We start from the raw sequence: 13,077 nt of genomic DNA on the forward strand, positions 1-13,077 counted from the left end.
GTTGATTGGGATCGTGGCTACTAGGGCACTGTGATTAAAGTGGCCTAGATATGGGCAAGGCCGTCAATATAGTCGAACAAGGCGCGCAAGCTCATGACTTCGCCGCCTTTCGGTCGGCCCGGACGCGCAGACAGATTCCATGCCATCACATCAATATGCGCCCAGTTAGTGTCAGTTCCAGCAAAGCGGCGCAGAAATAGCGCGGCGGTAATCGCGCCGCCATAGCCACTAGCACCGGTGCTGGACATGGCGGCGTAACCTGCATCCAGATAGCGGTCATAATCATTGAATAAAGGCAATTGCCACAGAGGGTCTTGTGCTTTGTTGCTGGCCTCAATGATCGAACGGGCAACAGTATCATCATTGGCAAAAAGCGCAGGTAATTCGGTGCCAAGAGCAACGCGTGCCGCGCCAGTCAAAGTTGCAAAATCAATCATGAAGTCGGGCTCGTCCTCACGCGCATAAGTGATGGCGTCGGCCAACACCAGACGGCCCTCGGCATCGGTATTTCCAATTTCGACTTTTAATTCAGCGCGCGTGTCGATCACATCAAGCGGCCGCATCGCACGATCAGAGACGGCATTTTCGGCGGCAGGCACAAGTACACGAAGCTGGATCGGGACATTGGCATGCATCAACGCATTGGCTAGGCCAAGCGCGATGGCACTGCCGCCCATATCCTTTTTCATCATCTCCATGGCTTTGGAGGGCTTGAGATCAAGACCGCCAGAATCAAAGGTGATGCCTTTGCCAATCAAGGTGATCTTTGGTCCGCTTTTGCCCCAGCGCATGTCAATCAAGCGTGGTGGGCATTCAGCCGCCCTACCAACACAATCAATAGCTGGAAAGTCGGATGCCAATTTAGCACCCGAAATAACATCGATCTTGGCTTTATAGGTTGTGGCCAGACGCCGCGCTGTATCTTCAAGGCCTGCCGGATTCATCTTATTTGGCGGCATATTAATCATGTCACGACCAAGATAGATACCACTGGCAAGTCCCAGAATGCGTGATATATCTGTTTTAGCAGGAAGCATGAGCGATGCCCGCGCTGACGCTGGTTTGTCGCGATAGGTCACATAACGGTAATGTGCCAACGCCCAGCCAAGCACAAAGCTGTCGTCACAGGCCGTGTCTGCGGAATCGTTATCGATCTGCCATGTCTGCACGGGCAAACCGTTGGCGATCATGGCGGCGTCCCAGATTGGTTTGGTACTGATGATAGCGACCGCACCATCGAGTGTTCCATTATGGCCTGGCAAGGTTATAGCGCGGCCTGGCTTTGGTTCAAATCCCTGTGCGTCAATCCAGCGTTGGTGATTATTGGCGGCCGCTTTATACCATGCCTGCCACGCTTCGGTTGTGAGCAAATGTAATGGTAAGACGTTGTTAGGTGCAGATGCCAGTTCAATCAGGCCAAAATCGGTTGCGTTATGATATGTATCAGCCATGAGTTTGTTCCGTTGTTCAGTTAATTATCCGCCAATTTGCGGACGCGCCCAAGATAAAGCCAAAGCGTGAGGCCGCGCAAGGCAAGATAGATAGTAAAGGCACCCATCAGCCCACCAATGCCATATCCACGCAACCCCCAGATCAGCAAAACAAACAATATCGACGATATTATCATCGCATTCCGCATTTCACTGGCGCGTGTTGCCCCTATGAAAATACCATCAAGCTGAAAAGCAAGACATGAGGCCGGTGCGATCAGGACAATCCACATCCAGTTTGCCGCGGTCAGTGCAAAAAGATCATCTTGCTGCGTCAGCAAGCCGATGATGATATCGCGACCAAGCCAGATCACGAGCGCAATCAGGATAGCCGTCAGGACAGCCAGACTATTGGTGCGCAAAATCGTCCGATCAAGCATGGCGCGATCATTCTGGCCAATAGCCGCGCCAACTAGCGCTTCGGCAGCATGGGCAAACCCATCAAGGCCAAAAGCGATCATGGTAAAAATCACCATCATCAGATGACAAGCGGCCAGTTCAAGATCACCAAGTTGTGCGCCCTGATTCAAAAGGATTGCCTCGCATGCCAGTAACAGCATTGTGCGGATAAAAATATCACGTCCAAGTCGGAAGAAATCACCAAAAGCAGTCCATTGAAACCAGCGGGAGGTGCCGGTCAATAAGCCAGTGAATAGATAGGTGATAAAGCCATCCAGCATCTTGCCCCACTGCCATTTCATCAGGCTGAATGTCACAATAAAGCCTGTCCATTGGGCAATTACCGATGCCAGTGCGACGCCTTCAACATCCATACCAAGACCAAGGACAAAGCCAATATTGAGAATCAAATTTATCACATTGACGATAAGCAGATGCGTCATACATAGCCGCATGTTCTGACGGCCAAACAGGCATCCGATCAGAACCGTATTGGCCAGCGCAGCAGGCACCGCAAAAAGCCGAACATTGAGATATGATACCATCAAGGCTTCGACGTCAGGACTGCCAGCAAAGCTGAGAACAGCGATCCATTTAATCATCGGCATAGCCAGAATCAGTATGATGCCAATCGAGAAAGCCAGAAACAAACCCCGTGCCAGTAAATTAACAATCTCGTCAGACAGATTGCGGCCATGCGCCTGGGCGACAAGTCCGGTCGTGCCCATACGCAAGAAACCAAAGCCGAAATAGATGAAATTGAAAATCAAAGCACCAAGCCCTACCCCGCCAACATAGGCCACATTGTCAAGCCGTCCCATCATCGCCGCATCAACCGCACCGACAAGCGGCACCGTTATATTGGCAAGAAAAATAGGCCATGATAGAGACCATATATGCCGCCATCTGGTTTGGGCGATAGGGTCATTGGTGGTGCAGGACATGAAGGTGGCTTTCCGGGGAACGGCTGATAATAGGCAATAGAGTGTCAATCGTTAGGATTTAAGGTACTGCGATTTTGATTTATGATGAAGTCATTTTCACAATCGGTATTCTCTTAGTTGCGATCAGGGCTGTTCATTTACTGGTAAATTGCCTAAACCTATGAACGCGTCTTAACTGGTAGCGTGGATGCGCAAAGGAAACGGGTTTGTCCCTTATCTCACACCGTTCGATTCTATATCTGCTTCTTGGGCTGTTGACCATATTTGTTCTGGTTGGGCATCAGCTGGTGCCGCCTATGGATCGAGATGAGTCGCGTTTTGCACAAGCCAGCAAACAGATGGTTGAAAGTGGTGATTTCATAACGGTGCGCTTTCAAGATGAGCTACGCGCCAAAAAGCCTGTTGGTATTTACTGGCTTCAATCAATCAGTGCACAATTGTTCGGCCAAGACGATATAGCGGTATATAGGTTACCCAGTTTGTTTGGGCTTTTGCTGGCGCTGGTGGGTACCTATCGTGCGGGGCTTTTGTTATATCAACCACGATTAGCCTTAATAGGGACAGCGTTTCTTGGCACCAGCCTTGTCGTATTTGCCGAGGCGCATCTTGCCAAAACTGATGCCTTGCTGATGGGGTTATGCGTATGGCAGCAATTGTCACTATTGATGATCTATCGCGCCTATCTTGCTGGCACAACACCGCCTCGATCGGCGTTTCTGGCATTCTGGGTGATTATGGGGCTGGCGATTCTGGTCAAAGGACCGATTGCGCCATTACTGGCGATTTTAACAACAGCGACATTGATGATCTGGCATCGTGATCTTGGGTTACTGCGCCCTTTACGATTATTGTCAGGTTTTGCAATTGTGGCGATGCTTGTTCTGCCCTGGGCCATTCTGGTCAGCCTGGCAACCGATGGGGCATTTCTGGATATTGCGATAAAGGGTGATTTTCTGGCTAAAGTTCAATCAGGTCAGGAATCGCATGGTGCTCCGCCAGGAACGTATCTGGCTTTGCTTGTCATTCTGCTATGGCCAGCTTGTTTGTTATTGCCACGCGCGCTCCTCAGCTTTCGACAGATTCTTGCCAATAGCGAAGCACGATTCCTGCTAGCATGGCTGGTACCGTTCTGGCTGGTCATTGAGCTGACGCCGACCAAATTACCGCATTATCCATTGCCAGTATTGCCAGCTTTGGCATTGCTCTGCGTCGTTGGCATCCGCACAGCCCTGCCAACGACCAAACTGGCACGCTATGTCATCACGGCATTTGAGTTTCTATGCCTGCTTGTGGCTGTGGTTTTTGCGATGCTGTTAATATGGAGTGCAATGAATTACGGCGGTAATGATAGCGTTATGGCGTTTGCCTTTGCCGGACTTGGTGCGATGGCGGCGGCATGTGCAAGCTGGTTTGGCCTGCAATGGATTCTAACGCAGACTATGCGTCCGCTTGGCATCACGCTGGCAGCAGCGATGGCGTTTAACATTTTTGCTATTGGTGGTTTGTTACCATCCTTGCAACGTATTCATCTATCAACAGCGATTACCAAGGTTATTGACCAGATGCCCGCACGGCCACAAGCCATAGCGGCGGCTGGTTATCACGAGCCGTCATTGGTGTTTTTACTTGGCAAGGATCTGTTGCTTTTGAATGGCCGCGAAGCTGCGTTTTTCCTTGATGAAGCGTCAGGTGGTGTTGCGCTTGTCGAAAGCCGTGAACATGATGTGTTTCTGGAAACCACCAAAGCACTGGGGCTGAAGCTGGAGACCCCGATTCAAGTCAGCGGGATCAATATGTCCAAGGGGCAATCGGTAATAATGCTTATCTATCGTGTGCAGATGTTTGACGGCGCTAGCCGCACAGGGTAAGAAGCGGTTATAAATTAAAATCTCTATTTGATAATTGGTTACTTTTATGGCGCAAAATACGGCAAAAGCATCCAGCAAAGCTGATATTGATATATCGGTATTGGTGCCAGTGATGAATGAAGCAGGGAATATTCGTCCGCTTATTGACGAAATTGTCTCTGCGCTAGCAGGCCGACATTTTGAAATCATATATATTGATGACGCCAGCACCGACGCCACGGCTGATGAATTGGCTGACAGCCAGCGCGCCATTCCCCAATTACGTGTTATGCGGCACGCCAAGCGTGCTGGCCAAAGTGCGGCATTGCGTTCGGGTTTGCTGATGGCCAAAGGATATCTGATTGCGGTGCTTGATGGTGACGGACAGAATGTGCCTAGCGATCTTCCAGCGCTGGAAGCGGCGCTTCTTGCCGATTATCCAGAACGTGGTATGGCGGCAGGTATCCGGCAAAAACGCAAAGATACAGCGCTGAAATTGCAAGCGTCACGCATTGCCAAATGGATACGCAAAGCCTTGCTTGGCGATACGCATCCAGATTCAGGATGCGGTATCAAGATTCTGCATCGTGATTTGTTTATCGAATTACCTTTTTTCAATCATATGCACCGCTTTATGCCCAGCCTTGTTCGCCGTCATGGTGGCGGTGTAACCGGAGTTGCTGTTGCGCATCGGGCACGCACGCAAGGGCAATCGAAATACCAAGTGCTGGATCGACTGGTGGTTGGCATTTCGGATATTATTGGTGTCATATGGTTGTTAAAACGGGCACCACGGCAGGGTTCGGTGGTCGAGATTGCCGCGCCAAAACGCCAACGTAATCATAAAGGCACATAAAATGATTGAAGTTATGTCAGGCCAGATTGAAATGGCTGTTGGCGTGGTCGCCACTGCATTATTGGCCGTGTTTCCGTTTTTACCAGCCAGCCTTGCCACGCATCCCGAACAGATCATGGTGGTTGTTGGGTTTGCTGGACAAGGCCTTTTTGCGATGCGTTTTATTTTGCAATGGCTGAGTTCGGAAGGTCAGGGACGGTCGGTCATTCCCTTGGCTTTTTGGTATTTTTCCATTGGCGGGGGTAGCGTTCTGCTTTTATACGCCATATGGCGGCAAGATCCGGTCATTATCAGTGGACAGGGTTTGGGTCTATTTATTTATTTCCGTAATCTATATTTTATCCATCGAAGCAAGAATGACGATAGCTAGGCGTTAGAGCGTCGTTTCAGCCATGTCCATGATGATATGCCATTGCGATTCGGTGACGGGCATGACCGACAGGCGCGCTTGCCGAACAAGCGCCATATCCTGAAGCCGTTCATCGGCTTTGATGCTGGCCAGTGTTACTGGTTTGGTTACGCTTTTTACCGCTTTGACCGAGACCATGCCAAACCGCCCCGACGCATCCGTCGGATCAGGATGGTAAAGCGCACAAATTTCAACAATGCCAACAATCTGCTTTTCATTTACCGAATGATAGAAAAATGCCAGATCACCAATCTGCATCGCTTTCATATTGTTCGACGCCTGATGATTACGCACGCCATCCCAGCCTTCGCCTGTTTCGCCACGATCAAGTTGGTTCTGCCATGACCAAGATGATGGTTCGGATTTCAATAGCCAATAATGCATGTAATCGTCTCCTTTCAGGTCATTCAGTGCTTACATTATTCAGCACCGGGAGGCCGTGCCAGCAAAGCCTTTACGGCGTCATTCAAATTTTGTCCATGGTTCAGCACCATGTCAATGGCATTGGTGATAGGTAAATCAACGTTCTTGTCACGTCCCAAACGTGCCAATCCGGCGACGGTGCGACTGCCTTCGGCAAGCTTGTCTGGCACTGTTTCACCCGCGCCAAGCGCAAGGCCAAAAGCCATATTGCGTGAATGTGGTCCAGCGCAACTGAGCGCCAAATCACCAACACCGCCAAGCCCAAAAATGGTGTCAGCATCACCGCCAATAGCGTGATTTAGGCGCGCGATTTCAGCTAGTCCACGGGTGATGATGGCCGCTTTGGCATTGTCGCCAAGCCCCAGTCCGACAGCACATCCAGCGGCGATAGCCACAACGTTTTTCATGGCACCTGCCAGTGCCAGTCCATCTGGGTCATTATGTGTGTAAACGCGAATATTGCTGTGCCGGAATGCGCTTTGAATCATGTCCAGAACATTCGGTGATGTTGATGCGGCGACAAGGGCGGCGGGCAACCCAGTCAGAACCTCGTCGGCAAAACTTGGTCCAGAAAAAACAGCGATAGGATAATCGGGCAAGGCCTGTTGAGCGGCGTGGGTCAGGAGCTGAGCATTCTGACCATCCTGACTGGTGATTCCTTTGGCACATAAAATCACAGGTGTGCCAGCCGTAGCATGTGCGGCAATGGTCGCAAAAGTGGCTGGATTGGCAGCAACAGGCACAACAACAAAAATCATGCTAGCTGTTTGCAAACATGCTGGCGAGACGCTGGCTGGCATCGGCGGCATCGAGGAGACATTGGGAAGTTGCACACAATGGCCAGTGGCCAGCGCATCGACAGTTTCCTGACGGCGTACCAAAAGATGTACATTATGGTCAGCGCGCCCTAAGGCAGTGGCAATGGCGCATCCCCAGCTACCCCCGCCAATGATGACAGGCTTCATAGTCATTGGCGCACCCCACGCCCAGGTGGTGGGCTGGCATCAGGGTCAAGCGGCCAGCGCGGACGTGGTTCAAAATCTAGCTGGTCTGGCTGGTCATGGCGTTCAAGCGCGGCCCAAGCAATCATGGCGGCATTGTCAGTACAGAGATTGGCTGGTGGAACAACAATCTGAAATCCGGCAGATTCTGCCTCGGTTTGAAGTCGGTTAAAAATCGTTTTATTGGCCGCGACCCCCCCAGCAATAACAAGGGTGTTAGCGGTGCTGATGCCGTGGTTTGAAATGTTAATATCGGTGGCAAAGATTTGCATCGCACGTTTGGTGCGATCAGCCAGACAATCGGCAATGGCGGCTTGCAAGCTGGCTGCCAGATCATTGATAGGTGCTGTCTGGACACCGCCTAATTGTGCCAGTTTTGTTGCCAAGGCAGTTTTCAGTCCGGAAAAGGAAAAATGACAATTATTTGCGCCACGTAACGGGCGCGGCAAGGTGATCGATGTAGCATCACCTGAGGTGGCGGCTTTTTCAATAGCAGGCCCCCCCGGATAACCAAGCCCCATGATTTTGGCGCATTTGTCAAAAGCCTCGCCAGCGGCATCATCCATCGTTGTGCCCATGCGGTGATATTTGCCAGGTGCGGTTACGGCAAGAAGCTGGGTATGGCCGCCAGAAACCAGAAGCAAAAGATAGGGAAAGCCAATGTCATTACATAGCCGACCGCTCAGGGCGTGACCTTCGAGGTGATTGACAGCGTAATAGGGGATAGACCGTGCGGCGGCAATAGCTTTGGCAGCAACGGTACCAACGATAACCCCGCCAATAAGACCAGGTCCGGCAGTGGCAGCAACACCATCAATATCGTCAAATGTCATACCCGCATCGGCAAGCGCTGACGCAATGACATCGTCAATCATGTCAAGATGCGCACGGGCAGCAACTTCGGGAACGACGCCGCCATGCTTGGCGTGCGTTTCGATTTGTGACGCGATTTTATTGGCATGGATCGATTTATCAGCGCTGACGATAGCCGCGGCGGTTTCATCACAACTGCTTTCGATACCAAGGATGGTAAAATCTTTTGCCATTATGAAGGTGATCTTTCCATATTTTCAGGTTCGGTAGCATCGTATCATGCCGCAAGCTGTTGATACTAGATTTTTTGGGGCTTTTTGGGCTATGCAAGCGCGCGCTGGCGCATTAGATATGGCGGTGATGAAACCTGACGATAGTTATTTTTCTGCTACGCCTCTTGTTCTTGCCAGTCGGGCGTCAACGCTTGCGATGGCGCAGGCTGAACTTGTGCGTGTGGCCCTAGCACCGGTTGCAAGCCGGATCGAACCGTTTACCACCAAGGGTGATCGCATAGTTGATCGTCCCCTTGTCGAGGTAGGCGGTAAAGGCGTTTTTATCAAGGAGCTTGAACGCAGTTTGCTGGCCGGACAATGTGATGCGGCTGTGCATTCGATGAAAGATATGGAAAGTGATTTTGCCGATGGCACGATGATTGGCGCGGTATTGCCGCGCGAAGACCGTCGTGATGCGCTGGTTGGCACATATGCTGATCTGGATGCGCTTCCAGATGGTGCCATTGTGGGCACATCTTCGGTGCGGCGTCGGGCTTTGTTACTGCATCATCGTCCTGATCTACGCATTACGCTGTTACGCGGCAATATAAACAGCCGTATTGCAAAGCTGGCAAAGGGTGATTACGACGCCATTATTCTGGCCGTTGCTGGGCTGAAACGCCTGAATCTGACAATCGATTATACGCCGCTTGATGAAAAGATCATGCCACCAGCGGCGGCACAAGGTGCTTTGGCTGTTCAGCTATGTGATCCAAATATGGCGCAAGGTGAGACAGCTACGCGCCAGCAAGCGGTGCTTGATGCGGTGTCGGCGCTGACTTGCGCCGCCAGTATGATTGAGGTGACCGCCGAACGTGCGATGCTGGCACATCTGGACGGATCATGTCATACGCCGATTGCGGCAAGCGCACGCTTTATTGATGATCAGACACTAAGTCTGGATGGCATGGTGCTAAGCCATGATGGTGGTGCCGCATTTCGCCAAACAATGACAGGTAGAAAAAATGATGCAGAGGCGCTTGGTGTCAAACTTGCCACGGCGCTTCTTGATGATGCGGGTGGACATGATTTTCTGGCCTAAGCCTGAAAAAAATGTCGAAAAAGCCTGATAATAAAGCTCAGCATCACTAAACAAAATGCGCTATGTTTGGAGACTATAGCCTTGTCGATTATTCAAGCGGGATCAAGCAAAGTGATGCGATGGCACGTCAAAAGAACCATCTGATATTATCAACACGCCCGCTTGCCGATGCAATGCGCGATGTTGCATCCCTGCAAAGACGCCAAGTTGCGGCCATGGCCATGCCGGTGATGTCGTTGGTGCCACTTGCCCGTTATGATCTGCCTGATCCAGTGACTATCTCAGCTTTAATTTTTACTAGTCGCAATGCTGTTAGCTGTTTTGCGGCGTCGCCACCCTTGGGCGCATGGCTGGACAAGCCGGTCTTTGTCGTTGGCGCGGCAACAGGTAGTGCGGCACGGCTGGCAGGGTTTAAAGATGTAATCGTTGGCCGTGGCGGTGGCGCGGGGCTGGTGCCGGATATTCTGGCGGCAAAGATGAATGGGGATATGGCTATTTTGTGGCCGTCAGCTATGCATAAAAGTTTTGATATGCAATCGGCGCTTGGGGCGCATGACATTACTGTCATTGATATGCCTGTTTATGATATGGCACCTGTTAGCGCTGTTGATCCGGCGGTTACAAGGCATTTGGATGATGGCGGCATGCTTTCAGTCATTATTATGTCAGCCCGCAGTGCCATCTTGTTTGTCGAATTGCTTAAAACAGGAAATCTGTGGCAACATAGACACCGGATAAGCGTCATTGCAGGCAGTGCGGTGATTGCGGATTCGGCAGGTGTGGGTTGGAAACATATATGGGTCAGCAAAAGACCATCACGAAGCCGTATTCTGGCCATCGCGACGTTGGTAGATCGGCAGGCTAACCAAAGGCAGGTGGCCATAGGCAAGGACAGTGCAGAATGACTTCGAAAGCAAAAACACCGTCTGCTGAAACAATCGAGGGGGACGCTGTTGAAAAACCAGCAACAGCCAAATCGTCGGATCATCGCACTACCACGCCAGCAAAAAGTGATGCGCGGGTTTCAGGTGCTATTATCATAGCGTTGGTGCTGGCTTGCATAAGTATCGCCGTTGCCGCATTCAGCCTGTATCAAAACCAATATCAAGATGTGCCAGTAAATACGGCCACTACTGAAGAGGTCGATGCCCTAACGCTTCGTCTGGCGGCATTGGAAAAAGCTGTTGATGAAAACAAGCTGGCAGGGGACGAAATACGGCGTGATCTGGAAGCAAGAATCGCCCAGCAAGCAGAGAATTTGCCAAAGGGAGATGTAGTGGCAAGCGATATAGCACAGCGTTTGGCGGTGCTGACGGATCGCCTTGGTGAGATTGAAGACACTATGTTTGAACTCACTTTGCTGGACAGCGCCTCATCACCATCGGTTACAGACGATGCTAACCAGCCTGTGCAACAGGATAATGTGGCTTCGGCTGAAACAACAGATAGTAATGGATTATTGTCACGTGCATCGCCTCAACCTGTTCAACCGGCTACCATTCTGTCGCACGCGTCACTGGTCGCTGTGAGCGGGTTGATGGCTGATAACATGGCTGGTCGGCCTGTCGGCCAGTGGTATGATGTTTTGCAGGCACTTGTGGCGCAAGGTGCCCTTGATTTTGATATGGAAACGCTGTCTGTCGCGTTGGTGCAAGACCCGCCAAGCCGCAGCAATCTGCTTGGTGATGCAGATCACGTGATTGCCGCTATGGCTGATAGTCTGCAAATCAAAGAGGTGGATAAGTCACTATTGGGGCAAGCCAGTGCCAAACTTGGCAAGCTGGTTAATCTGCGCGCGACTGACCACGCGACAGATAGCCCAGCAGGTCAGCTTGCCGCCTTTGAAAAAGCGGTTATGGCGCATCATTTTGATGCTGCTTTGCAGGCGGCACAAACATGGCAAGGGCATGATGTGCCAGAATTGACAAAATGGCAGGCGGCGGCAACAGCACGTCATCAGCTTGATGCCACGATCATGCAGCTGGTCGCTGCGGTTCTGGTCGATATAGTCGAGGCAAGTTAATGCTGATACGGCTTGTGATTCTGTTCCTGTTCATTCTGGCAACGGCGGTTATAGCCAGCTGGTTAGCCGCCCAGCCAGGTAGCGTTCAGATTGACTGGCTGGGGTGGCGGCTGGAAATGCGTACCAGCCTTGCGGTGGCGCTGATTGTTGTGTTTGCGCTAGGCATGGTGTTTTTTGATCGGCTTTATCGGTTTATAAAATCGCTGCCAGGCTGGCTTGGCAGTTCGGTAAAGAAACGCCGCGATATAGCTGGACATAAGGCACTGACATTGGGCTTGATGGCAGTTTCAGCTGGAGAGCCAGCCGAGGCCAAACGACAGGCGGCACGGGCGCGCCGTTTACTTGACGCGCCGCAACTGACCAATCTGCTGGCCGCACAGGCGTCAGCACTGGCAGGGGATCGCCAGGCAGCCCGACGTTATTTCACCTCACTGATTGCCGAATCTGACAGTGCGTTTCTGGGGCATATAGGGATGATGCGTTTGGCGCTTGACGATGATGCGCCAGATGCCGCGCTGGCGTCGGCGCGCAAGGCGTTGGCTTTGCGACCAAAATCAACATTGGCAGCATCGCATATTGTTCATCTTGAAGCGGCTAGACATGAGTGGCAGGCAGCTTTGCCCGCCCTTGAAATACTTGCCAGTGAATCCGGATCTGGACAAGTTGAGCCCCAAGAGGGAAGTGCCAATATTCAATCACAGCGCAACGCGTTGCTTTATATGGATGCCAGTGAACGTATCGACAATGCTGATCGTCAAGGGGCGCAAAAGGTGCTGATGCGCATTATTAAGACTGCTCCTGGGTTTCTGCCTGCAGTGATTATGCTAAGTGATATATATCTTGAAACAGGCGCAAACCGGAAAGCGGCTAAGGTGCTGGAAAAAGCATTTGCCATCACCCCGCATATCGAGATTGCCAATCGACTCAAGCAGGCATGGCAGGTAAATGACGGTGGGTTTATCGCCAAGCTGATGAAGGTGATTCCGGCTGGCAATAATGCAGGCGATGCGGCACGGTGCATTATTGCCAATCTGGCACTTGACGTGGGGCTGGACGGTGAAGCCACTGGCCAGATCAAGGCAATACCCGAAAGCCGACGCGATGCCGATGCATGGCAAGTTGCGGCACGTATCGCCCAGTTGCATGGTCATCAGGAAGATGCGCATGCGGCGTTTGTTGCGGCCAGCAAAGCCCCGCGACCGCATAGCTGGCAATGTGGTGCGTGTAAAAGCCTACATGATGAGTGGTACAGCCATTGCCCCGATTGCGATAGTTTCGCCCAGCTTGGGTGGCAACGGCCAGATCGTGTGACGCCGTTGTTTGATGAGACTGTTTGATGAGCCTGTTTGACAGCTATGACAGACCAGAATAGCTGGTCATGAAAGCCCGATTGAAAAAATAGGTAAAGCGAATTATACAGATTCAACATGCTACTAATGTGCATCAGCCCGATTAGTTAAGTGGTATAACAGTTGATTCGTAATCATCAATCGCCAGTTCGATTCTGGCATCGGGCACCATTTTAAAGAACCTAGGGTTAGGTCAATCTGGTCAAGCG

At 51.4% G+C, this 13,077-nt stretch carries 12 protein-coding genes and 1 tRNA gene; 8 read left to right on the top strand and 5 right to left on the bottom strand.

What is annotated here, in order from left to right; translation table 11 throughout:
* Positions 1-44: 44 nt before the first annotated feature.
* Entirely contained in the window at positions 45-1,451 is a 1,407-nt protein-coding gene (locus tag ABNT28_RS06985; RefSeq protein WP_332924016.1) for a leucyl aminopeptidase family protein, read from the bottom strand.
* A 20-nt stretch (positions 1,452-1,471) separates the two neighbouring features.
* Positions 1,472-2,833, bottom strand: coding sequence for an MATE family efflux transporter (locus ABNT28_RS06990; RefSeq protein ID WP_332924015.1), 1,362 nt, complete (start codon positions 2,831-2,833; stop codon positions 1,472-1,474).
* Positions 2,834-3,039: 206 nt separating this feature from the next.
* On the opposite strand from ABNT28_RS06990, the gene ABNT28_RS06995 reads away from it, so the two are divergent.
* From ABNT28_RS06995 to ABNT28_RS07005, 3 genes are all read left to right on the top strand, one after another.
* Positions 3,040-4,701: a glycosyltransferase family 39 protein gene (locus tag ABNT28_RS06995; RefSeq protein WP_332924014.1), complete on the top strand. Its 1,662-nt coding sequence runs from the start codon at positions 3,040-3,042 to the stop codon at positions 4,699-4,701.
* Between the two features lie 46 nt (positions 4,702-4,747).
* Positions 4,748-5,536, top strand: a complete 789-nt coding sequence (locus ABNT28_RS07000) for a glycosyltransferase (RefSeq protein ID WP_332924013.1) — start codon at positions 4,748-4,750, stop codon at positions 5,534-5,536.
* A gap of 115 nt (positions 5,537-5,651) precedes the next feature.
* Positions 5,652-5,906 (top strand): lipid-A-disaccharide synthase N-terminal domain-containing protein, encoded by a 255-nt coding sequence (locus ABNT28_RS07005; RefSeq protein WP_332924017.1) that lies wholly within the window; start codon positions 5,652-5,654, stop codon positions 5,904-5,906.
* A gap of 3 nt (positions 5,907-5,909) precedes the next feature.
* Here the strand turns inward: ABNT28_RS07005 and ABNT28_RS07010 are convergent, their stop codons facing one another.
* The 3 genes from ABNT28_RS07010 to tsaD are packed head-to-tail and all read right to left on the bottom strand — an operon-like array spanning position 5,910 to position 8,415.
* A complete protein-coding gene (locus tag ABNT28_RS07010) occupies positions 5,910-6,329 on the bottom strand; it encodes an EVE domain-containing protein (RefSeq protein WP_332924012.1) in 420 nt (139 codons plus the stop codon).
* A 35-nt stretch (positions 6,330-6,364) separates the two neighbouring features.
* Positions 6,365-7,339, bottom strand: a complete 975-nt coding sequence (locus ABNT28_RS07015; RefSeq protein ID WP_332924011.1) for an NAD(P)H-dependent glycerol-3-phosphate dehydrogenase — start codon at positions 7,337-7,339, stop codon at positions 6,365-6,367.
* Positions 7,336-8,415 (bottom strand): tRNA (adenosine(37)-N6)-threonylcarbamoyltransferase complex transferase subunit TsaD, encoded by a 1,080-nt coding sequence (gene tsaD / locus ABNT28_RS07020; protein ID WP_332924010.1) that lies wholly within the window; start codon positions 8,413-8,415, stop codon positions 7,336-7,338. The genes ABNT28_RS07015 and tsaD overlap by 4 nt, the downstream gene beginning before the upstream one ends.
* Before the next feature lie 91 nt (positions 8,416-8,506).
* Between tsaD and hemC the strand changes: the two genes are divergently transcribed.
* From hemC to ABNT28_RS07045, 5 genes are all read left to right on the top strand, one after another.
* Positions 8,507-9,496 (top strand): hydroxymethylbilane synthase, encoded by a 990-nt coding sequence (hemC, locus tag ABNT28_RS07025; RefSeq protein ID WP_348721274.1) that lies wholly within the window; start codon positions 8,507-8,509, stop codon positions 9,494-9,496.
* Between the two features lie 62 nt (positions 9,497-9,558).
* Positions 9,559-10,401 (top strand): uroporphyrinogen-III synthase, encoded by an 843-nt coding sequence (locus ABNT28_RS07030; RefSeq protein WP_332924008.1) that lies wholly within the window; start codon positions 9,559-9,561, stop codon positions 10,399-10,401.
* Positions 10,398-11,519: a hypothetical protein gene (locus ABNT28_RS07035; RefSeq protein ID WP_332924007.1), complete on the top strand. Its 1,122-nt coding sequence runs from the start codon at positions 10,398-10,400 to the stop codon at positions 11,517-11,519. Before ABNT28_RS07030 ends, ABNT28_RS07035 begins: the two co-directional genes overlap by 4 nt.
* Complete coding sequence (locus tag ABNT28_RS07040) at positions 11,519-12,856, top strand: heme biosynthesis HemY N-terminal domain-containing protein (protein WP_332924006.1); 1,338 nt, start codon at positions 11,519-11,521, stop codon at positions 12,854-12,856. The genes ABNT28_RS07035 and ABNT28_RS07040 overlap by 1 nt, the downstream gene beginning before the upstream one ends.
* Positions 12,857-12,965: 109 nt before the next feature.
* Positions 12,966-13,039 (top strand) — tRNA-Thr (locus ABNT28_RS07045).
* Positions 13,040-13,077 lie beyond the last annotated feature (38 nt).

This window comes from uncultured Candidatus Puniceispirillum sp., from assembly GCF_963979125.1.
Classification (GTDB): Bacteria; Pseudomonadota; Alphaproteobacteria; order Puniceispirillales; family Puniceispirillaceae; genus Puniceispirillum.

Excerpts from the sequence above, each read along its gene's own strand:
- ABNT28_RS06985 (WP_332924016.1), bottom strand. The coding sequence starts at position 1,451 with ATGGCTGATACATATCATAACGCAACCGATTTTGGCCTGATTGAACTG.
- ABNT28_RS06990 (WP_332924015.1), bottom strand. The coding sequence starts at position 2,833 with ATGTCCTGCACCACCAATGACCCTATCGCCCAAACCAGATGGCGGCAT.
- ABNT28_RS07000 (WP_332924013.1), top strand. The coding sequence starts at position 4,748 with ATGGCGCAAAATACGGCAAAAGCATCCAGCAAAGCTGATATTGATATA.
- ABNT28_RS07005 (WP_332924017.1), top strand. The coding sequence starts at position 5,652 with ATGGTGGTTGTTGGGTTTGCTGGACAAGGCCTTTTTGCGATGCGTTTT.
- ABNT28_RS07010 (WP_332924012.1), bottom strand. The coding sequence starts at position 6,329 with ATGCATTATTGGCTATTGAAATCCGAACCATCATCTTGGTCATGGCAG.
- ABNT28_RS07015 (WP_332924011.1), bottom strand. The coding sequence starts at position 7,339 with ATGACTATGAAGCCTGTCATCATTGGCGGGGGTAGCTGGGGATGCGCC.
- tsaD (WP_332924010.1), bottom strand. The coding sequence starts at position 8,415 with ATGGCAAAAGATTTTACCATCCTTGGTATCGAAAGCAGTTGTGATGAA.
- hemC (WP_348721274.1), top strand. The coding sequence starts at position 8,507 with ATGCAAGCGCGCGCTGGCGCATTAGATATGGCGGTGATGAAACCTGAC.
- ABNT28_RS07030 (WP_332924008.1), top strand. The coding sequence starts at position 9,559 with ATGTTTGGAGACTATAGCCTTGTCGATTATTCAAGCGGGATCAAGCAA.
- ABNT28_RS07035 (WP_332924007.1), top strand. The coding sequence starts at position 10,398 with ATGACTTCGAAAGCAAAAACACCGTCTGCTGAAACAATCGAGGGGGAC.
- ABNT28_RS07040 (WP_332924006.1), top strand. The coding sequence starts at position 11,519 with ATGCTGATACGGCTTGTGATTCTGTTCCTGTTCATTCTGGCAACGGCG.